Genomic DNA, 19,645 nt, shown 5'->3' on the forward strand with positions numbered 1-19,645 from the left:
TTCTCATGACATCAATCTATTGCTTACCAGAAACTTATTGCAAAGATGATGAAAAGTGGATCATCGAAATGTTATCAAAACTACCTAAGCGAGTTAGGAAAAGGGTATCTGCGTTATATACAGATGTATTTGTAGCCGAATATAAAAAAGAGCCAATAGCGCACAAAAAGGAGAATAAAGCTCGTAGAGAAGCCAATACAAGGCTTCGTAAATATGTAAAACGTTATTCAAGTGTAATGATTTGTCAGGTCTGTGAGCCGCCAATAGTTACGCTGTAACGAAAATCCTCAACATGTTTTGAGGTACTCATCAAGAGAGAGAAGCGGCTTTTGATGGGTAAGGGCGGGGGTGCTTGGTAGTTTAATAATACTACTGAGTATATATATTTTATTACTATTCCAAAGAAAGAATTATTTATATAGATCTTAATTATTATATATAGGGGCATGAATGAAAGCTGAGATTATAGCAATACTATCCAAGCAGTTTGACAAGACGACGGTATCGGATAAGCGGTTTTTTATGTCGGCATTGATTGCTAAGTTGAACCTAAACGGCTATGTGGTTGAGAAGGAGGCGAAGCATCCTTTCTTGGAAAATGCAAAGATCAACCTTAAGGTTAGTAAGAGCGGTAAGTCTTGCTGGATTGAGCTTGATAACAAAAGCCCTCGTATTCGCTCACTGGAGCGTATTCAGTCACTAGGTGAACATGGTGAGCAAGGTTTTATTTTGTTGAGAAATAGTTTTTTATCTCAGCACAAAACGTTAGGCATTGATGTGGTTTCAGCGAGAAGGTAATCATGCTTAATATCACTCCAAATCACGCTCAAAAAAAGGGACTTGCCGAACTTCGTCAAAACTGGAAGGAACACCGCACATTCATGGTTAGTAGCCCAACAGGGAGCGGTAAAACTGGGCTTGCCGCATTCATTACTGACGGTTTTATTAATAACAATATGCGCGTGTTATTTATCGCTCCGTACACCGTTTTGATTGAACAAACAATGGCTCGTTTTGTTCAATATGGGATCGATGAAAATCTTATTTCTGTGATTTGGCAAAAGCACGAACTATATGACCCAAGAAAGCCGATTCAGATAGCCAGTGCCGATACTTTGATTCGCCGTGAACTTCCTGCTGATGTCGATCTGATTATCATTGATGAAGCTCATTTAAAACGTAAAAAGTTACTAGCATACATCAAAGAAACATCAGCAAAGGTTATCGGGTTATCAGGAACACCTTTTGCAACATTCCTAGGGCAATATTACGAAAAACTTATAAAGCCAACCAGTATGAAAGAATTAATACAACTTGGCGAGTTAAGCCCTTATGAATTCTATGCACCAACTAAACCCAACTTAAAAGGTGTTAAATCTCATAACACAGCAATGGGAAATGATTACAACGAAGATGAGCTAGGCGAAATTATGTGCGGAGCTGATTTGGTGGGGGATTTAGTGCAAAACTGGCTAGAACACGGCAATGACTTACCAACAGTTTGCTTTTGCGTCAATGTTAAGCACGCAAATTATGTCACTATCCAGTTTAAAAAATCGGGGATCAACGCTGAGGTTATGACGGCAAGCACTCCACAAGATGAGCGTAAATTAATTATTGAACGGTTTGAGTTGGGCATTACTAAAATCCTCATCAATGTAGGTGTGCTTGTTGCTGGTTTTGATAGTGATGTTCGATGTGTTATTTATGCCCGTCCAACGAAGTCAGAAATCAGATGGGTTCAGTGTATTGGTAGGGGACTAAGGACAGCAGAGGGAAAAGATAAATGCGTTATTTTTGACCATAGCGGAACGGTTCACCGTTTAGGTTTTCCTGATGATATTGAGTATGACAAATTACCGTCAAAGGATGATGGTATGAAGGATAATAAAATCCAAGAACGCCAAATTACCGAGAAAAAGCCAAAGGAATGCCCGTCTTGTAAATTTATGAAGCCTATTGGTGTTTATACATGCCCTAAATGCGGTTATGAGCCATTAGCTAATGAAGATATTGAAACAGACGAAACCCGTAACATTCAAAAAATTAACAAAGGTAAGCGTACTGAGTATAGCCAATCAGAAAAGCAATCTTGGTGGTCTCAAATTTTGTTTTATCAGCATCAAGTAGCACAAACTAAAAATAAATCATTAAGCGATGGATGGTGCGCTCATGTTTACCGAAGCAAGTTTGGCGTGTGGCCAAGAAAGTTGAATTATTGCTTAAAAGAAATTGGTCCTGAGGTGAGAAATTTTATTTTAAGTAAACAAATTGCATACGCTAAAAGCCGTGGGGTATCAACACAAAAAACACAGCAAGACTTATCGTTAGCAACTGATGAAGTATTATTAGGCGGTCAAGTATGAGAACCGTGGACGCAATCAAGTATCACATTCCTGCTGTTTTAGCGCATTATAATTTGCCTCCAATCACTGGAGGTAAGCATTATCGTGGTGAATGCCCTATGTGCGGTAAGAAAAATCATTACCGCATGGATAACAGAGATAATAAGGGGACTTGGATTTGTAGTTGTGGCAATGGTGATATTTGGAAGCTATTGCAAACAACCCAGCAAAAAGATTTTAGAACGTTAGCGAAAGAAATCGATCTGCTGATCGGCAATTCATACACTAATAATAATCAACCTAAACCGCTAAGAAGCAATATAAATGAGCTTAGGAACAAGGTTATTAAGAAATTTAATAATCTTGAATCACTAAAAGGAACTCAGGCAGAAAAATACCTCAATAATCGCCATATTACGCTACCAGCTAATGTATGCAACATAAAGTATTCACCAAGCGAGGGAAAGGGAAATACTGCATTAAGTGCTATTTATGCATTAGCAACGGATCTTAACGGAAACCTGTGTTATCTGCATCGCACGTTATTAAATGGAGACAGTAAAGCCAATATTACCACACCTAAGAAGCTAAATAGCTTACAAGATGAAAATTATCTGACTTATGCAAAGTCGGTAGCGATTCGATTATTTCCCGTTTCGTCAACGCTTGGCATTGCTGAGGGGATAGAAACAGCTTTGTCATGCTATCAAATTTATAAATGTAATACATGGTCTACTATCAATGCGGCATTTTTAGAAAAATTTATAGCACCGCTTGGCGTTAAGCATCTGATGATTTTTGCTGATACTGATTGGAATTTAACAGGACAATCAGCCGCATTTAAGTGCGCTAAGAATAACCTTTTATCAATACATAACGATGTTGAAAAGGTAACGATTAGATGGCCAGAAAAAGGTGATTTTAATGATGCGCTGATCCAGGGGCTAAAAGTTTATGAATGGGCGAGTTTAAAAGAGAAAAAAGGGGAGTAGGCGTGACTTATAAAATAACAAATGCAAAGCATAAAAAATATATCAAAGAATTCTATTCAGTCACTAAGTTTTTAGTTGCTGTCATTGTGATTGCGTTATTTTTGGGTGCGAGGTAGTGAAACGTGGTGACTAAAGCAGAATTAAAAATATTAGAAAAAGCATTTATGGCAGGATTAACAGGAACTTATTTTCAAAGCGAATCAAAGCTAGCCAAAAAATTAGTTGAGGACGGTCTTTTACAAGATGTTACATCAGAGGAAATGACTTGTTTTGGGATGATGATAGTTAGGCATTTAACCTTAACTTTATTAGGTCATTTTATATATTGTGATAGTTGCGCAGAGGAGTAATTTAATGACAGCTGAAAAAATTCTACAAGAATTAACTCACAAATCAGCGCAATCAGCTCATTCAATTCGTCGGTTAGGTCGAACAGCTAGGCGTATTGGAGAAAATAAGCGTCATCAGTTTTTAAAAGATGCTGTGCATTATGACCAGAATACAGGTATTTTTACGTCTACTTATAAAGAGGGTATCCATGTTAAAGGCATACATGACAAGCAAGGGCGGTTATTTATTGTTGTAAATAGCCGTAAATACGCTGCAGAACGACTGGCGTGGTTTTTAGTTACTAGCGAATGGCCAAAACGTAAAATCCAGCACAAAAATGGCAATATTGCAGATAATCGCTTTGATAATCTAGAAGAAGTTCGTGCAATTGAAAGGAAGATACCCAAGGTAACATTATCAGAGGGCGTGCATTATTCAGCATCAGATAATAAATGGGTTGCTATAGTTTATCGTAATCGGCAACACTACAATTTGGGACGTTATACCAGTGAAAAAGCGGCAATAAAAGCGGTTGCAAGGTTTACCAAAAATCTGAATGAAGATGCGTTAAAAAACGAGAGTGCATACAATGTATTGGCACAATTGAAGAATAAAAAGCAACTTGGTACTAGTATGTCACTGACAGCTTACCAACGCTTATTTATTGAAAATATTCTTACAGGTTGGGGGGCGTGGGCATATCAAGAAATAAAAGAAAGTAATGAGAATGTGATTGCTAAAATGATGCTATCATCATCCGATATTAGCAATACTGCGTTAGTTGATATTATTGATGGTTTATATAGCCAAGGATATAAGGGTAAAGAGTTATTCGAAAAAGCTAGTGATATTATTGCTTCATTAAGGCACCGCCACGCCGAACAATTAGCTGATGATGAAGCTTTAAAGGTGGACAAGCTTTTAATTGGAACATTCGGCAGAAACAGCCCTATTATCAAAATTGCGGTTAGCTATTATGTTTATGGTCACGCTATGTCAGATATAGCTAATTATCTCGAGAAAATAACAGATTATAGACTAACTAACTATCAAGCAAGAAATAGAGTTAATTGGTGCTTAGATTACCTTAAAACGAGATTTTATCGAGCTTATCAATTTTGGGGAGAAAAATCGTAAAAAATGCTTGAAATTATATGTGGCGCATGATATAAATGTGTTATATTCGACGCGAATAGTTGGATGTAAGCCTTGTTAGAGATAACAGGGCTTTTTTATTACCTATTATAAATAGCCTCAATTAAGAGGCTTTTTTGTTTTCTCTGTAGAATTTAATTGCTTCTACCACAAGTTTGGCTTCTGATATATTTAAGTCTAAAGCCGTTTGTTTAATCATTGCGATATCGTCTATATTTAATTTAAAGGCTTTATTTTTAATGCCTCGTTTTTCATTGCTTCGTTCGTTAATTTCGGCTCTTGTTAATGCCATATAACCACCTTGATTTATTAAATAATAGTTGATATATTTAAGGTCATCGGAGAGGTTTCCCTCTCCTTTGAACTACTTTAGAATGCTGGCGAGCTAATCAAAAGTAGCAGAATTAAAATGAGTATTTTGAACTTCATTTTACTTCTCCTTAAGCCCTCGTCTTAGGTCGGGGGTTTACCTTATCAAGTCCCTTACGTGATGGTTATTATTGTAAGGTATCCTACAGTAAAAGTCAACACTATTTATCAAAAAATATTGTTTTTTTATATATTTATTACCGAATAGAATTATTAAATGAAGCCGCTTAATTGCGGTTTTTTCATGTCCAAATTTCATGCATGTCGGCGACATTGATGTCGTCAACATCTACAGAATCGACAGCAAAGCTAGACACACACATAACTAACATTTAGCTAGTACGCTGTCACATCATTAACTAACAAGAAGATTTAATTATGCCAATCAAAGATCCTAATAATTATGATTGGCTATACCAGTTAATAGCTGCTGTTGTCGGCTCTATTGCAAAAATAGCGTTTGATATTTTAAGCGGTAAATCATTCACGCTAAAAGTAGTCATTTGTCAAGTGATAGTCGCATTATATGCAGGGCAGCTAATGGCTTGGATAGCTACAAGTAGGCACTGGATAGATGAAGAAAAGTATTGCGCTATAAGCATTGCAAGCTGGCTAGGTGCTGAAATGATAAAGAATATTGCTGATAGATTCAAAGATAAAACAGGAGGGAACTCATGAAGCTAACAAGATTAAAAACAAGTGAGCGTGGTACGTTTGGTAAACTACAGCTACCGTCGGGTACGGTTTTATCAACCTTAGAACTACCTTGGCTAAATAATCAACGTCAAATTTCATGTATTCCATCTGCTATATATCAATGCGATATTGTTAACTCACCAAAGTTTGGTCGAGTATATCAAGTTAAAGACGTTCCTAATCGCTCTCATATTTTAATCCATGCAGGTAATTGGACCAAAGATACACAAGGCTGTATTTTAGTCGGCATGAGCAATAACGACACCCAGTTATTTGAAAGCAGAAAGGCGTTAAATTTGCTGATGAACGAACTTAATGGACAGTCATTTAAGTTGGAAGTTATAGAAGCTTATGAATAAGGCAAATATAACAAGCATCGCATTAACCATTGCTGTTTTTGTCTTTACTGTCTATTTCGGTTACAGCAATTATCAAGAGAAAAAGCAGCTACAAAAAGATAAAGCTGAACTGTTCGGAAAAATCGAACAGTTGAACCGGGATATTGCTAAAAACAATCAAATCATAGCTGATAACGAGCAAAGCAAACGCGAGCTAGAAAACCAATCACTAGAACGGCAGGAGCAAATCAATGAGCAACTCAAAAATAATGGCTGTGCTAATGAGCGTGTTCCTAGTGTTATCTCTAACAGCTTGTACAACAGAGCGAAAGGTTTACGTCAATCGGCAGATACCAGCCAATCTATTAAGTGACTGCCTACCAAATTTACCGCCGAAATCAATGACTTTCGGCGATAGCCTCAGATATAACGAGCATTTGCTAAATATTATTGAGAAGTGTAATGCGGATAAAAAAGCAATAAGGGAAATCATCAAATGAATTTAGCTACATTATAAATTTTAACCAACACATTTGATGATCTATTTTTATTTGTTATCTAGTTCTTCAAAAAACTCTAAATCTATAAACTCTAATAGGAATTTTGCGTGATATTCATCAAGTTCTTGCCACGTTAAATGCGCTGAACTGCCTTTATTAAAATATTTTTTTATTGAGGGAGCTAATGTCAGCATATGTTTCCAATTTTTTTTGGTACCGCTATAACCATTTCTAACTAACCAATCTCTTATTTCATAAAATTCACTAAAGTTGACTTGTGTATTATCAGTAGACATTGTAAACCTCGTAGTAAATAATTTTTAGGTGATTATATATTATACGGGTTAGTTAGAGGTGTATAGCTTAATTAATGAATTTTGTGATTTAGCTTTAATAATTTTTAGATATCTCCTTAACACCATGATAAACGTATACAACAACGCCAGATGGCGTAAAGCCCGATTAACATATCTACAACGTAACCCATTTTGTGTTATGTGTAGGAAGCAAGGCAGATACGAACCTGCTACAGCAGTAGACCACATTATACCCCACAAACTCGAACAAGCATTAATATCTAAAGACCCGATAAAGATAAAGAAAGCCCAGAAATTATTTTGGGATTCATCAAACTATCAGGGCTTATGTAGTACTCATCACTCAAGCACTAAACAACGTATTGAGAATAAGGGTACAGAAATAGGATGCGATGTTAATGGTATGCCCTATGGCGGACATTGGAGTAAAGAAAAATGAAACAAATTCAATTAGCTCATTTATATAAGAATGGTGAATTTTATGGCTACGGTATTGCAGTAGATGGACAGCTTTTAACTAATCAAGTAGCTGTTAATATCGAGACAAAACCCAATCAACTAGCAAGTATACATGTTGATTTTAAATTGGATAGTAAAGCGGTTAGCAACCCGGTTGATATTGAATTGAGTAAGAAAAGTAATAGGGAGGGGGTAGGTAATTCCTCCAGCTAAATGCTTTGAAAACCACCCGCCTCCTTTCATTTTAACGCTAACCCGATTTTTTTAGTTTTTTTAGGATTGATTATGGACGTAAAAAAGAAAACACGCTCAGATAGCACTACGGCGGTTATCAGGGCAATGGATAATGCCGCTAAAAACACAATTGAACCTCCTGAATACGCAGGGCTAGTGGCTAAAGCTCGCCCTTTTTGGGATGCTAACATCAAATCGAAATCGTTAGATTTATGGACAGATACCGACCTTATCGAATGTGCTGATTTATGTAATAACCAATTAAGAATTCTCGAATTACGGAAAGAGCTAGCTAAGGAGAATAAAAAAATTGGCGAAGAACGAAACTCTAACGAGATAAAGCGAATTGATAAGCAGATTACTGATTTGGGTCGGTTAGTTGCCGCACAAAAAAGAAATCTGCAAATACACTCTCATGCAACAAACGGCGAATCACGAGATCAAGTTAATCATAATAAAAACGAGCAAGAAGCTAGAAGATATTTGGGTAAACATGATGATGGCTTGCTTGCCACTCCCATACATTAAGGTGGAATATGACGAGAGGTGAAAAAGTAATAGCCTTTATTGAGCGATATTGCCGAGTCCCCGACGGCGAACACCTTGGCGAGCCGATGCAATTAGCTGATTTTCAGAAAAGGTTCATTTTAGATATTTATGATAATCCGCACGGTACGCATTCGGCGTATCTTAGTATCGCTAGAAAGAACGGTAAGACTGGTTTAATTGCTGGGTTGTTGTTGGCGCACTTGGTTGGTCCCGAAGCTGTACAGAATTCGCAAATCGTAAGTGGAGCAATGAGCCGAGAGCAGGCTGCAATAGTCTTTGATTTAGCCGTTAAAATTGTGAATTTAAACCCTGAACTACAAAGAATTGTAAGGGTTGTACCAAGTGGGAAAAGGCTCTATGGTTTACTTTGCAACGTTGAATATAAAGCGTTAGCCGCTGAAGGAAAAACGGCACATGGACTATCGCCAATTCTTGCTATCTTGGATGAGGTAGGGCAAATAGTTGGGCCAAGAAGCGATTTTGTTGATGCAATTACAACATCGCAGGGTGCACATAAAGCACCATTACTCATTGCAATTAGCACACAAGCGGCTAACGATGCAGATTTATTTAGTGTGTGGCTTGATGATGCAAAAAACTCTAACGATCCGCATATTGTTTCCCATGTTTATTCTGCTGAAAAAAATGCTGATGTGTTGGATGAAGAAGCTTGGAAAGCAGCAAACCCAGCCCTTGGTCTGTTTCGTTCCTATGACGATTTGAAGCGGCTTGCTAATGCCGCTAATCGAATGCCGAGCGAAGAAAACAAGTTCAGAAATTTAAACTTAAATCAAAGAGTATCCGTTGTTAGTCCTTTTGTATCTCGCAATGTTTGGGAATCTTGCTCAGCCAAACCAACGTCAGAAGATATCATTAGTTTTGCGGGACTTGATTTATCACAAAAGAATGACCTAACCGCATTCGTTGTTATATCAAAAACAAGTGATGGGCATTGGAACGTTCACCCGTATTTTTGGGCAACAGAAGCTGGCATACATGATCGTTCAAAACGGGACAGAGTGCCATACGATGTGTGGGCTAAACAAGGTTACTTAAGAACAACGCCACGGGCATCTATTGATTATGAGTATCTCGTTAAAGAACTAGATGAAATCATCCAAGAATATAACATTTCTGCTATCGCCTTTGACCGATATCACATTGACTTTTTAATCAAGGAATTTGAGCGAATTAATGCCAGCCCACCGTTAGTTAAGTTTGGGCAAGGTTTTAAAGATATGACGCCTGCTTTGTCGATTTTAGAAGATGAGCTTTTAAATGGAACTATCAGACACGGTAACCATCCAATATTAACTATGTGTGCCGCTAATGCTGTTGTTACAAGGGATGAAGCGGACAATAGGAAGTTCGATAAGCACAAAGCAACAGGGCGGATAGACGGAATGCAAGCGTTAGCTATGGCTTTTGGTGTAACAAATAAAGAAGATGATAGTACGGACATATCTTCTTTTATTAATGACCCGATCATGGTGCTTTAATGAGAAATAAAAACGAAAAAGGCTTTATTAAGGCCGCATTATTAAAATGGCTTGGCGTTACGCCGGAAATGACAGTAAAAACGGCATGGTCTGATTATTCAGGAAATTCCAGAAGCGGACAAAATGTTAGCGTTGATAGTTCATTGCAGTTATCCGCGGTGTGGGCGTGTGTAAAATTGGTATCGGAAACGATATCGACGCTACCTTTAAAAATTTATGAGCGAAATAACGACGGTTCAAAACAACTTGCCATTAATCACCCAGTATATCGAATTCTTTGCAAACAACCTGCTATAGACTTAACACCAGCAAGATTTATGCAAATGATCCCCGCTAGCATTTGTTTACGGGGTAATTCATTTTCTGAAAAATTAATGTTTAAAAAAGAGCTTGTTGGTATACGTCCCTTGTTACCGCAGTACATGAAAGTCGGTAGTGATGATTCTGGAAGAATAACATATACATATTCAGATCCTGTTACTAATACAGAGAGGAATATACCACGTGATCTAATAATGCACATTCGAGGGTTTGGATTGGATGGTGCGGTAGGGTTAACACCAATACAAGTTGGGGCAGATATTATTGGATCTGCGTTAGCAACCAACGAAGCCGCATCAAATGTATTTAAAAATGGGCTTCAAAACTCTGGTTTTATTACATCAACACTGCCGTTAAATTCAGAGCAACGCCATGCTATCCGTGAAAATGTTCAGCAGTTCGCAGGCTCTAAAAACGCAGGTAAGTTAATGGTTCTTGAGGGGGGATTCGACTATAAAGCGATCACAATCAACCCAGAAACAGCGCAATTACTGCAAAGTAGAGCTTTCGGCATTGAAGAAATATGCCGATGGTTTGGTGTTCCGCCTGTGCTAGTTGGGCATATGGAAAAACAAAGTTCTTGGGCGTCAAGTGTTGAAGCTCTTTATACTCAGTTTTTGATAACAGGATTAAGACCAACTCTGGTTAATATCGAGCAAGAAATTTGGCGATGTTTGCTAGATAGTGATGATCGTTATTTTGCTGAGTTTTCTGTTGAAGGGTTGTTACGAGCTGATAGTAATGCGAGAGCCAATTATTATAAACAAGCTCTTCAAGATGGGTGGATGAACCGAAATGAGGTTCGGGCAAAAGAAAATCTTCCACCTATCGACGGCGGAGAAAAATTCACAATTCAATTAAATATGACGACCTTGGATAAGGTCGGACAATCCGAGGAATAATTATGCCTTTTCAATTGAATCCAAGCATTTTGGAAAATAAGCCCTGCGCAGAATACAAAATAACACAAAGCGCACTAAATAGATGGAATCCAAATATCCAAGCCAAGACAACGGACAATACAATATCAATTTATGATGTAATTGGTGAGAATCCGTGGAGTTGTGACGGTATAACAGCTAAAACAATAGCTGGGATCTTAAAAAACCTTAATAACCAAGATGTGATTGTCAATATTAACTCCCCCGGTGGTGATATGTTTGAGGGGATATCAATTTATAACATGCTTAAGCAGCACGCAGGGAAGGTTACGATTAATATTGTTGGTATCGCTGCATCTGCCGCATCAATTATAGCAATGGCTGGAGATGAGATAAAAATTGCCAAATCTGCATTTTTAATGATTCATAATTGCAGTGTTGTTGTGGCTGGTAACCGCAATATTTTGGCTGATACAGCTAACCAATTAAAGCCTTTTGATGAAGCTATGGCAAGTATCTATAGTGATAAAACTGGCAAAAATACTGGCGAAATACTCAAAATGATGGATGAAGAGACATATATTAATGGCTCATCAGCTATAGAACAAGGCTTTGCAGATGGTTATCTTTTATCAGATGAAATTCAGCAAACTGACAATAAAACAAAATCAATGCTAAAGCAACTTGATACATTACTTGCAAGGTCAGGAATGACGCGAAGTGAGAGGAGAGTCCTTTTTAATCAAATTAAGGGTACGCAAAACGCTACCGATTCAGACACGCAGAACGCTGTCATCACGGCTTTAGCCGATATTCAAAAATCAATAAAAAAATTAACTGGAGAACTATAATGTCTGAAATATTAGATATGATCAAAGGGTTACAAGAGAGTATTGAAAAAGCATCCAATAAACTTGATGTAACCGCAGAAAATGCACTAAAAGAAGCTAAAGCCGCTGGAGAGCTTTCATTAGAAACCAAAAACAGTGTAGACAAGGCTTTTGTTGAGATTAACGCACTGCGTGAAGCGGAGAAAACAATAAAAGCTTCAGTTGGCGAAGTTAAGCAAGAAATTGCAACAATGCCATTAACTACTGCCAAAAAAGTAGCTTTAAGCGCAGGTCAAATTGTTACATCATCTGAAAATGTAAAACTATTTGCTTCAAGTGTTGAGGGTGGCAAACGTGTTAGCATTCCGGTTCAAGCAGCATTAACGTCAATCGATGTACCAAGCGGGGTTGTTGAACATCAACGATTATCAGGTATCGATACTTTACCAAAACAGCGGTTATTTATTCGTGACTTGATCGCTTCCGGTAAAACTAAATCACCAGCAATTTTTTGGGTTCAGCAAACTGGATTTACGAATAATGCGGCGGTTGTACCTGAAAACACAACAAAGCCGTACAGCGATATTAGCTTCGGCACAAAAGTGACACCAGTCACAACTGTGGCACACATGTTTAAGGCGTCCAAACAAATCCTTGATGACTTTGCACAATTGCAATCCACGATTGATGCCGAAATGCGCTACGGTTTGAAATATGTTGAGGAACAAGAGATTTTGTTCGGGGACGGAACAGGTGCGCATCTGCACGGTATTGTCCCGCAAGCATCTGCTTTTGCGCCATCATTTGCTCCAGAAAAACGCACACCAATTGATGACTTACGTCTTGCGATGCTTCAAGCTCAACTTGCAAGATTACCGGCTTCGGGGCATGTTTTACACTTCTCTGATTGGGCTAAAATAGAGTTAACCAAGGATTCAAATGGTGGTTACATTTTAGCAAACCCAACAGGATTAATTGGTCCTACACTTTGGGGATTGCCAGTAATTGCAACAGAGCTTGCTGCATTTGTTGGTAAATTCTTAACGGGTGCTTTCTCGACGGGTGCACAAATTTTTGACCGTGAAGACACCAATGTGGTCATTTCAACCGAAAACTCTGATGATTTTGAAAAAAATATGATTTCAATTCGTTGTGAGGAACGTTTAGCCCTTGCTGTAAAACGTCCTGAAGCATTTATTTTTGGGTCATTTGGAACTGCGATTTCATCTTAAATTCAATGCGGCAGAAATGCCGCTTTTAACGGGGGTTAACATGAAAATTAAGTTACTAAAGCCGTTGTATTTGAACAATCATGTCGTCCTTGACGGTGAAGTATTTGAAACGTCAGACTTACACGGACGAGAACTTATCAGTAAAGGTTATGCGCTTGTAATAAATGATAAAGATGAAACAGACTCTGATAAAGTGGTAAAAAACTCATCTAAAAAGAAAAAGTAGGTAATTTATGATTGATTTGGTAACAATCAAGCAACATTGCAATATAGAGCCTGATTTCAATGAAGATGATAATTTACTTAATATTTATATGAAAATGGCCGCTCAATATGTCAGCAACGTAACCAGGAGAACTTTGTATCAATCTGCTGATAGTGATGAATACAAAAATGATCCAAGACCGTTATTAATCGATGAATTAATCACGGGTGCGATGCTACAGTTAATAGGGCATTGGTACGAGAACAGGGAAACTATTAATATTGGTAATATCACATCAGAAATACCAATCACTACAAATAGCCTGTTGCAACCCTATATAATTTATGGTGTTTGAATATGAAAGCTGGTCGATTAAGAAATCGGATAACCATTCAAAAGCAAGTTAGCCGGAAAGACGAACTGGGACAACTAGTTAATGAATGGGTCGATGTGTGCACTGTACGAGCAGAAATTCGGGACGTGTCGGGGAAAGAGTATCAAAGCTCACAAGCTGAACAGGTGCAAACAGATTGTAAAATCTTAATTCGGTATAGAAACGATATTACTGCTGATATGCGTGCGCTGTGTAATGGAACTTATTACGACATTAAAGCGGTGCTTGAAGACGTAAAAAGGACAAGGCTTGAATTACCATGTCAAAAGGGTGTACGTTATGATGAAACCCTCGTTATCAATAGCGGGATTTAAAGAGCTTGAAGCTGATTTTAAGTTGCTTTCAAAGTCGGAACAACGCAAAGTATCAAAAAAAGCGGTTCGTGCTGGAGCAGTGGTTTTTCGTGACGCTATTCGTGCAAGTGCGCCTGTTCGAACTGGACGATTGAGGCGGTCTATTTCTGTGGATACAGCAAGAGGTTCGCTAACTGCTGGCGTGAAGTTTAAAAAAATTCGAGTTACAAAGAAATCAAAAAAAGGTAAAAGTAAAAAAACTTTGCCATTTTACTGGTGGATGATCGAAAACGGAACGTCAAAAATGTCAGCACGTCCTTTTGTCCGCCCTGCTTTTGATGCAAATGTAAAAAAGGCAGAAGATGCAGCATTTAAACAGTATTTAAAAGATATCGATGAGATTTTCTTAAAATGATAGAAGCTAAAATTAACAACACACTAAAAACATTGTGCGACGGTCGTGTTAGTCCACTAGTTGCACCGTATGGGACTAGTCCGCCATATATGTGTTACACAAAAGTTTCAGAAGTTTATGACGATGTTATGGGCGGACAATCATCCGTTGAGTATTGTTTTCAAGTTGATATCTACGCAAAAACACTGCTCGAAGCTGAAACCATTAAACAACAGTCATACGAAAAACTGAAACTGTTAAAACCATTCAATATCACTAGTCGCCAAGACTATGAAACCGAAACCGAGCTTTATCGCTCAACGTTAGAATTTTACATTCAATAATAACCCATTTAACCATTTATGCCGCTTAACTGCGGTTTTTTTATTTTTGGAGATATTAATATGCCAGAAGTTCAACAAGTACAAAGTGAATACACAAAAACAAGGGATGTCGGTGTTTTTGTTAGTAAAGATCCATCTCTTAAATTTATCGTATCAGCAACAGCAAAACTCAGCTTAGAATGCACTGTGACAGATTACTCAATGACAGCGCCTGAGGGTGAAGAAATTGACGTATCGACACTTTCATCAATCACAAAAGAAACTATCAGCGGCTTACCAGCGGAAGCGACTGTTTCAATGAATGCAAACTTTGTGATCGGCAATGCTGCACAGCAAGTATTACGTAAATCGTACGATACTGGGGATAACTACGCATTCCAGATCAAATATGAAGACGGTAGTTCAATCGACTGGATTGCGCGTGTAACTAGCTACGAGTTCAAAGGCGCGAAAAATGGTGTCGTAACAGGTTCTTTCTCATTCAAAGTGAAAGGGAAATTTGTGTTTAATGCTCCGTCTGTTAATCAAGGACAAAAATAATGAATTTAAAACAAATTATTACAGCAAAAAATTCAGGCTTTCGTACAAAAAAGATTCGGGTTGAAAAATGGGGCGTTGCGGTTACTATTCGTGAGCCTTTGCACACTGATTTTAATCGGTATATTAAGACAATCAAAGATATCACAGATAATGAAAAACTAACTGATCACGAAAAAGATTTACTAAACATTAAAGCGGAAGCAACGCTATTTGCAACGGTTTTGCTTGATGATAACGGTGATTTTGTTTTCAGCAATGATATTGATGATTTAGTAAAAAGTTATGGTCCTGTTCATACTCGATTAGTCAATGAGGCTTTTAATCTGCTTGGCTTGAAAAGCGAGCCGATAAAAGAAGCTGAAAAAAAGTAGAAAGCGATCCTGAGCTGTTTTTTAAGTTAAAGCTTGCATTAAGGCTCGGTAAAACTCTTGCCGAGCTTGAACAAACGCTATCAGCAAGGGAATTTTACTACTGGGTCGCATTCGACAAATTAAACCCGATTGGTGATGAAAGACACGATTGGCACGCCGCACAAGTCGCATCAGCTATCTATCGGTCACAAGGTGCAAAAGTCGAGTTTGAGGACTGTTTACTTAAATTCAAAGAAGAAAAGAAAGAGCCTGTCAGCATATTTGACGCGCTATCAAATTTACTTGGGAAATAAATAAAATGGCAACATTGCGAGAATTGGCAATCCGAGTTACAGCCGACTCATCATCATATCAACGAGAAATGAGCCGCGCATCACGACTTGGTACAGATTATTACAAAACGATGGAAGATCGCTCAAAGCGGTTTGATGCATACATTGCTAGCAATAATCGCTCAGTTCAAGCAATGAACATGCAATTAACACAGCTAAAATCATCGGCTTTAAGTGTAGCTACAGCATTTGCAGGTGGTTTTGCATTTACTAGCATTGTAAACATGGCGGACGACTGGGGGCAAATGGCTGCTCGTATTAGAATGGCTATTACATCTGTCGAGGGTTCAGCAGATAATTATGAGCAGGTGCAAGGTCGCTTGCTTGAAATTAGTAATCGTAATGCTAAAGCGATTGAAGATTCGCAAGAGCTGTACGTCGCCACAGCATCATCAATGCGTGATCTGGGTTATAGCACAAATGACACGATCGACTTTATCGAATCAATGTCAAACAGCTATACCATAAATGCGACTTCTGCAGATAAAGTATCAACAAGCATTAACGCAATCACTAAATCGATGATCACAGGGAAAGTTAGTAGTAACGACTGGAAGTCGATCATGGCATCAACGCCAAATGTTGTTACCGCTCTGGCAAACTCAACAGGTAAAGCCGAAAAGGTCATAAAACAACTTGGTATGAGCGGTCAAATATCAATGCGACAGCTTGCTGATGCCATGATCAAAGTTAAAGATGAAACGGGCGAAATGGCTGATGGCATGGGTAATACCGTAAAAGACGGTTTTACTCAGATATCAAACAGCTTTAAGTCGTTAATTGGCGAACTAAATAGCAGTACCGGTGTTACTCAAAATATCGCAAGCGGCTTGAAATTCGTTGCAGATAATATTCATTTAATAACTGGTGCTGGCACAATTCTTGTTAGCATTGGTCTATCTCGATATTTCAGCGGACTTTCGCTATCTATTTTCAATGCTACAAAAACAACACTAGCAAACCGAACAGCACAAATATCTCAAGCTCAAGCACAACTAGAAGCAGTTAAAAGCTTGCAATTAAAAGCGGTTGCCGAAGTAAATGCCGCAAGATTTGAAGCGCAACGTGCTGTTGGTTTAAAAGCCAGTCTTGTTGCGCAAAATAATTTAACAGCAGCTATTAATCGTCAAACACAAGCAAATAATGCGCTAGCTGCCGCACAAACAAAAGTAAATGTACTAACTAGTAAATTTAATTTGTTATCGCGAGCTGGCAGTGGTTTATTAGGTCTACTCGGTGGGCCTGTTGGATTGCTGACTACAGCGGTATCAGTCGGTGCGGCATTTTTTGCAATGGGCGACGGCGCAGAAAAAGCCAAAAAGCCGCTTGAAGAATTACAATTGCCTGTTGACGAACTTCTCGCTAAATTTAAAGAATTAGATAAAGGTAAGCAACAATCAATAACATCAGAATTGACATTAAAAGTTGATGCAGACTCTAAAAGAGTTGATGATGAAATAGATAACCTGCAAAAACAACTTGAAAAAAAATTTAAAACGGCCTGGAAAGCTAACGGCAATTATTCAGTTCAACGGATTGTTACAAAGGAAGACCAATCTGCCATACATGACTATATTGATCAATTTAAAGCGCTAAAAAAATCATATGACGAAGGAGCTATAAGTAAGCATGATTTTGGTAACAAGGTCGGTGAGCTTAATGAAAAATTTGCAGATGCGGTTGGAAAAGGGCAGGAATTTAAAACAGTATTGGGAAGTATGACATCGGCTGTGCATTCATCAATAGATGCTTTGGCAGAAAGCAAAGAAAAAATGGACGCGGTGGGCAAAGCCTCGGCTGAAACAGCAACAGAAATAAAGTTGCTTGATGTAGCTGATTTTCCAAATTTAGAAAATCAACTTGGCGTACTTAGTCAGCAACTTGATGTAAACAAAGTTAAGTCAGAAAGTGGAGCAGAGGCGGCATTTGTGCTTGCTGGTTTACAACGTGCTGCCGGAGATGCAGCTATTGAACACGCTGCTGATTTAATTGCATTAGCAAAAGGACAAGAGTTAACTGGCAAAATGTCAGAAGAACTTACTGAAAAGCTTAGATTATATACAAAAAATCTACGTGAAAGCTTCAAGCTACAAGAGGGCTTCAAACACTCAAAAACGATCAAGAGCGCAGCAGAGCTGTATAAGTCGCAGTTAGACAAACTAAATAGTCAGATCAACGCTTACACTGATATCACTGAGCTACAAAAAATCCGCAGGCAATTAGCGGAAGGGGAATTAAGTAAGCTAACTGATATTCAAAAGAAAGCATTAGAATCAAAAGCTATCGAGTTAGATAAGCTAAATGCGCAAAAAGAATATAAATCAATTATGGATTCTTTGCGCACTCCTGCTGAGCAACAACTAGACACTTACAAGCAACATTTATCGATTATCGAAAAAGCAAATCTGTCATTAAAAGAACGTGAAGAACTGCTTAATAGAATGGCTAAAAAAGCCGCTGAATCAGCACCAACATTCAGCTATCACAACTCTTACAACGGTTTAGGTAGTGATTTACTGAATGTAGCGGAGGATGATAAAAAGCTGCGAGACTGGAATGAGCAACAGCTACAAATTCAAAACGACTTATTAGCACAAAAGCTAATTAGTCAGCAAGAATATGCTGATGCCGTCGTAAAAATTGAAGAAACTATGCAACAAAAGCAAAAGGATATTCAGTCTGCATATACACTCGCAACACTCGGCACATTCTCATCATTAACAGGCTCGATTGCTGATATGTTCAAGGAAACCGCTGGCGAATCATCTGCTGCATACAAAGTAATGTTTCTTGCTAGTAAAGCATCTGCTATTGCACAAGCAATGATTAGCACAGAAGTTGCTGCCGCAAAAGCACTTGAATTAGGTCCAATAATGGGCGTTCCTGCTGCGTCGTTAATTAGAGGTCTTGGTTATGCGTCGGTAGGCATGATCGCAGCTCAAACGCTAACGGGTATGGCGCATAGCGGTATTGATCATATTCCCGAAGATGGCACTTGGCTGCTAAGAAAAGGAGAGCGGGTAATAGATGATAGAACCAATGCTGATTTAAAAGACTTTTTGCAAACATCAAATAAATCAGGAGGTAATATAACTGTAAACGTGCCTGTGAATGTTGGGGATTCTGGATGGACAGAGGATGATATCAATAAGATTGGGGGCTTGATACAAACATCTGTTTATGAGATTCTCAAAAAAGAAGTCCGACCAGGCGGAAAAATAAATCATCGTTGATTTAATAACTTAAATTTCATACCATTTACTGAAAATTAACTATTTAAGGAGAATGGTATGAAAAAAATTGTATTTTTGGGGTTAATTGGTTTTACGTTGATAGGGTGCTCATCGTCACCAGTGTCAAATGACGCGGCCGTAAACGTTCCTGTGCAGCGGATATATAACCAAGATATTTTTGTAAAAAAAGAAAATTCAGGAATGGTTATTATAAAAAGAGATAAAGGATTTGTAAGTAGCGCTTGCTCTGATTCTCTTTTTGTTGACGGAGTTAAGATTGCTGATTTAAATCCTGCGGAAAAAGTTGTTATCTACCCGCTATTAGGGAAACGAATTTTTAGCATGGTGGCAAATGGAGTTTGTGGCGGAGGAATGGTTGAAGTTGAAGGGGATGTTGAGAAAAGTCAAGTTTTAACATATAGGATTGCTCATTCCTTAAATGGTGGATATGGTATTTATAGAACGGCGTTCTAAATAGACTAATCATTTATA

General features: G+C 38.2%; 29 protein-coding genes. 27 read left to right on the top strand and 2 right to left on the bottom strand.

The window, feature by feature from the left end:
* Positions 1-5: 5 nt before the first annotated feature.
* The 6 genes from GYW75_RS02110 to GYW75_RS02135 all read left to right on the top strand — a co-directional run bounded on the left by GYW75_RS02110 (position 6) and on the right by GYW75_RS02135 (position 4,804).
* Complete coding sequence (locus tag GYW75_RS02110) at positions 6-278, top strand: hypothetical protein (protein WP_174798235.1); 273 nt, start codon at positions 6-8, stop codon at positions 276-278.
* 172 nt (positions 279-450) lie between these two features.
* Complete coding sequence (locus tag GYW75_RS02115) at positions 451-798, top strand: hypothetical protein (RefSeq protein WP_160425574.1); 348 nt, start codon at positions 451-453, stop codon at positions 796-798.
* 2 nt (positions 799-800) lie between these two features.
* Positions 801-2,366 (top strand): DEAD/DEAH box helicase, encoded by a 1,566-nt coding sequence (locus tag GYW75_RS02120; protein WP_174798236.1) that lies wholly within the window; start codon positions 801-803, stop codon positions 2,364-2,366.
* Entirely contained in the window at positions 2,363-3,337 is a 975-nt protein-coding gene (locus tag GYW75_RS02125) for a DUF7146 domain-containing protein (RefSeq protein WP_174798237.1), read from the top strand. The genes GYW75_RS02120 and GYW75_RS02125 overlap by 4 nt, the downstream gene beginning before the upstream one ends.
* A gap of 122 nt (positions 3,338-3,459) precedes the next feature.
* Positions 3,460-3,687 carry a hypothetical protein gene (locus tag GYW75_RS02130; protein WP_174798238.1) on the top strand — a complete coding sequence of 76 codons (228 nt, stop codon included), beginning with the start codon at positions 3,460-3,462 and terminating at the stop codon, positions 3,685-3,687.
* A gap of 4 nt (positions 3,688-3,691) precedes the next feature.
* A complete protein-coding gene (locus tag GYW75_RS02135) occupies positions 3,692-4,804 on the top strand; it encodes a DUF1133 family protein (protein WP_174798239.1) in 1,113 nt (370 codons plus the stop codon).
* 121 nt (positions 4,805-4,925) lie between these two features.
* On the opposite strand, the gene GYW75_RS02140 is transcribed toward GYW75_RS02135, so the two are convergent.
* Entirely contained in the window at positions 4,926-5,114 is a 189-nt protein-coding gene (locus tag GYW75_RS02140) for a ribbon-helix-helix protein, CopG family (RefSeq protein WP_160413105.1), read from the bottom strand.
* Positions 5,115-5,569: 455 nt separating this feature from the next.
* Here GYW75_RS02140 and GYW75_RS02145 point away from each other — a divergent pair, with 455 nt between their 5' ends.
* Genes GYW75_RS02145 through lysC form a run of 4 tightly spaced genes read left to right on the top strand, consistent with a single transcriptional unit; the run spans position 5,570 to position 6,725 of the window.
* Positions 5,570-5,869: a hypothetical protein gene (locus GYW75_RS02145; protein ID WP_174798240.1), complete on the top strand. Its 300-nt coding sequence runs from the start codon at positions 5,570-5,572 to the stop codon at positions 5,867-5,869.
* Positions 5,866-6,246 (top strand): DUF5675 family protein, encoded by a 381-nt coding sequence (locus GYW75_RS02150; RefSeq protein WP_174798241.1) that lies wholly within the window; start codon positions 5,866-5,868, stop codon positions 6,244-6,246. The genes GYW75_RS02145 and GYW75_RS02150 overlap by 4 nt, the downstream gene beginning before the upstream one ends.
* Positions 6,239-6,598, top strand: coding sequence for a hypothetical protein (locus GYW75_RS02155; RefSeq protein ID WP_174798242.1), 360 nt, complete (start codon positions 6,239-6,241; stop codon positions 6,596-6,598). Before GYW75_RS02150 ends, GYW75_RS02155 begins: the two co-directional genes overlap by 8 nt.
* Positions 6,507-6,725: an Rz1-like lysis system protein LysC gene (gene lysC / locus GYW75_RS12675; protein ID WP_446719035.1), complete on the top strand. Its 219-nt coding sequence runs from the start codon at positions 6,507-6,509 to the stop codon at positions 6,723-6,725. The genes GYW75_RS02155 and lysC overlap by 92 nt, the downstream gene beginning before the upstream one ends.
* Before the next feature lie 47 nt (positions 6,726-6,772).
* Here lysC and GYW75_RS02160 read toward each other — a convergent pair whose 3' ends face one another.
* Entirely contained in the window at positions 6,773-7,021 is a 249-nt protein-coding gene (locus GYW75_RS02160) for a hypothetical protein (RefSeq protein WP_174798243.1), read from the bottom strand.
* 124 nt (positions 7,022-7,145) lie between these two features.
* On the opposite strand from GYW75_RS02160, the gene GYW75_RS02165 reads away from it, so the two are divergent.
* From GYW75_RS02165 to GYW75_RS02245, 17 genes are all read left to right on the top strand, one after another.
* Entirely contained in the window at positions 7,146-7,481 is a 336-nt protein-coding gene (locus GYW75_RS02165) for an HNH endonuclease signature motif containing protein (protein WP_174798244.1), read from the top strand.
* Complete coding sequence (locus GYW75_RS02170) at positions 7,478-7,714, top strand: hypothetical protein (protein ID WP_174798245.1); 237 nt, start codon at positions 7,478-7,480, stop codon at positions 7,712-7,714. Before GYW75_RS02165 ends, GYW75_RS02170 begins: the two co-directional genes overlap by 4 nt.
* A 72-nt stretch (positions 7,715-7,786) precedes the next feature.
* Complete coding sequence (locus tag GYW75_RS02175; RefSeq protein ID WP_174798246.1) at positions 7,787-8,263, top strand: terminase; 477 nt, start codon at positions 7,787-7,789, stop codon at positions 8,261-8,263.
* A gap of 8 nt (positions 8,264-8,271) precedes the next feature.
* A complete protein-coding gene (locus tag GYW75_RS02180; RefSeq protein ID WP_174798247.1) occupies positions 8,272-9,783 on the top strand; it encodes a terminase large subunit in 1,512 nt (503 codons plus the stop codon).
* Positions 9,783-11,006, top strand: coding sequence for a phage portal protein (locus tag GYW75_RS02185; RefSeq protein WP_174798248.1), 1,224 nt, complete (start codon positions 9,783-9,785; stop codon positions 11,004-11,006). Before GYW75_RS02180 ends, GYW75_RS02185 begins: the two co-directional genes overlap by 1 nt.
* A gap of 2 nt (positions 11,007-11,008) precedes the next feature.
* Positions 11,009-11,836, top strand: coding sequence for a head maturation protease, ClpP-related (locus GYW75_RS02190; RefSeq protein WP_174798249.1), 828 nt, complete (start codon positions 11,009-11,011; stop codon positions 11,834-11,836).
* A complete protein-coding gene (locus tag GYW75_RS02195) occupies positions 11,836-13,047 on the top strand; it encodes a phage major capsid protein (protein ID WP_174798250.1) in 1,212 nt (403 codons plus the stop codon). Before GYW75_RS02190 ends, GYW75_RS02195 begins: the two co-directional genes overlap by 1 nt.
* A 16-nt stretch (positions 13,048-13,063) precedes the next feature.
* A complete protein-coding gene (locus GYW75_RS02200) occupies positions 13,064-13,273 on the top strand; it encodes a DUF7210 family protein (protein WP_174798251.1) in 210 nt (69 codons plus the stop codon).
* Between the two features lie 7 nt (positions 13,274-13,280).
* Positions 13,281-13,607: a head-tail connector protein gene (locus tag GYW75_RS02205; protein WP_174798252.1), complete on the top strand. Its 327-nt coding sequence runs from the start codon at positions 13,281-13,283 to the stop codon at positions 13,605-13,607.
* 2 nt (positions 13,608-13,609) lie between these two features.
* The gene (locus GYW75_RS02210; RefSeq protein ID WP_174798253.1) at positions 13,610-13,960 is read left to right on the top strand and encodes a phage head closure protein; all 351 of its coding nucleotides are present in this window, start codon (positions 13,610-13,612) and stop codon (positions 13,958-13,960) included.
* On the top strand, positions 13,926-14,354 hold the full coding sequence (locus tag GYW75_RS02215; RefSeq protein WP_065606393.1) for an HK97-gp10 family putative phage morphogenesis protein: 429 nt from the start codon (positions 13,926-13,928) through the stop codon (positions 14,352-14,354). Before GYW75_RS02210 ends, GYW75_RS02215 begins: the two co-directional genes overlap by 35 nt.
* Positions 14,351-14,677: a DUF3168 domain-containing protein gene (locus GYW75_RS02220; RefSeq protein WP_065606395.1), complete on the top strand. Its 327-nt coding sequence runs from the start codon at positions 14,351-14,353 to the stop codon at positions 14,675-14,677. The genes GYW75_RS02215 and GYW75_RS02220 overlap by 4 nt, the downstream gene beginning before the upstream one ends.
* 18 nt (positions 14,678-14,695) lie before the next feature.
* The gene (locus tag GYW75_RS02225; RefSeq protein ID WP_174798254.1) at positions 14,696-15,217 is read left to right on the top strand and encodes a phage tail tube protein; all 522 of its coding nucleotides are present in this window, start codon (positions 14,696-14,698) and stop codon (positions 15,215-15,217) included.
* Positions 15,217-15,588 carry a phage tail assembly chaperone gene (locus tag GYW75_RS02230; protein ID WP_174798255.1) on the top strand — a complete coding sequence of 124 codons (372 nt, stop codon included), beginning with the start codon at positions 15,217-15,219 and terminating at the stop codon, positions 15,586-15,588. Before GYW75_RS02225 ends, GYW75_RS02230 begins: the two co-directional genes overlap by 1 nt.
* A gap of 14 nt (positions 15,589-15,602) precedes the next feature.
* Complete coding sequence (locus tag GYW75_RS12680) at positions 15,603-15,881, top strand: phage tail assembly protein T (protein ID WP_174798337.1); 279 nt, start codon at positions 15,603-15,605, stop codon at positions 15,879-15,881.
* 5 nt (positions 15,882-15,886) lie between these two features.
* Positions 15,887-19,153, top strand: coding sequence for a tape measure protein (locus GYW75_RS02240; RefSeq protein ID WP_174798256.1), 3,267 nt, complete (start codon positions 15,887-15,889; stop codon positions 19,151-19,153).
* Between the two features lie 57 nt (positions 19,154-19,210).
* Positions 19,211-19,627 carry a hypothetical protein gene (locus tag GYW75_RS02245; protein ID WP_174798257.1) on the top strand — a complete coding sequence of 139 codons (417 nt, stop codon included), beginning with the start codon at positions 19,211-19,213 and terminating at the stop codon, positions 19,625-19,627.
* The last annotated feature ends 18 nt before the right edge of the window (positions 19,628-19,645 follow it).

This window comes from Gilliamella sp. ESL0232 (assembly GCF_013346885.1).
In the GTDB taxonomy this organism is placed as follows: Bacteria; Pseudomonadota; Gammaproteobacteria; order Enterobacterales; family Orbaceae; genus Gilliamella; species Gilliamella bombi.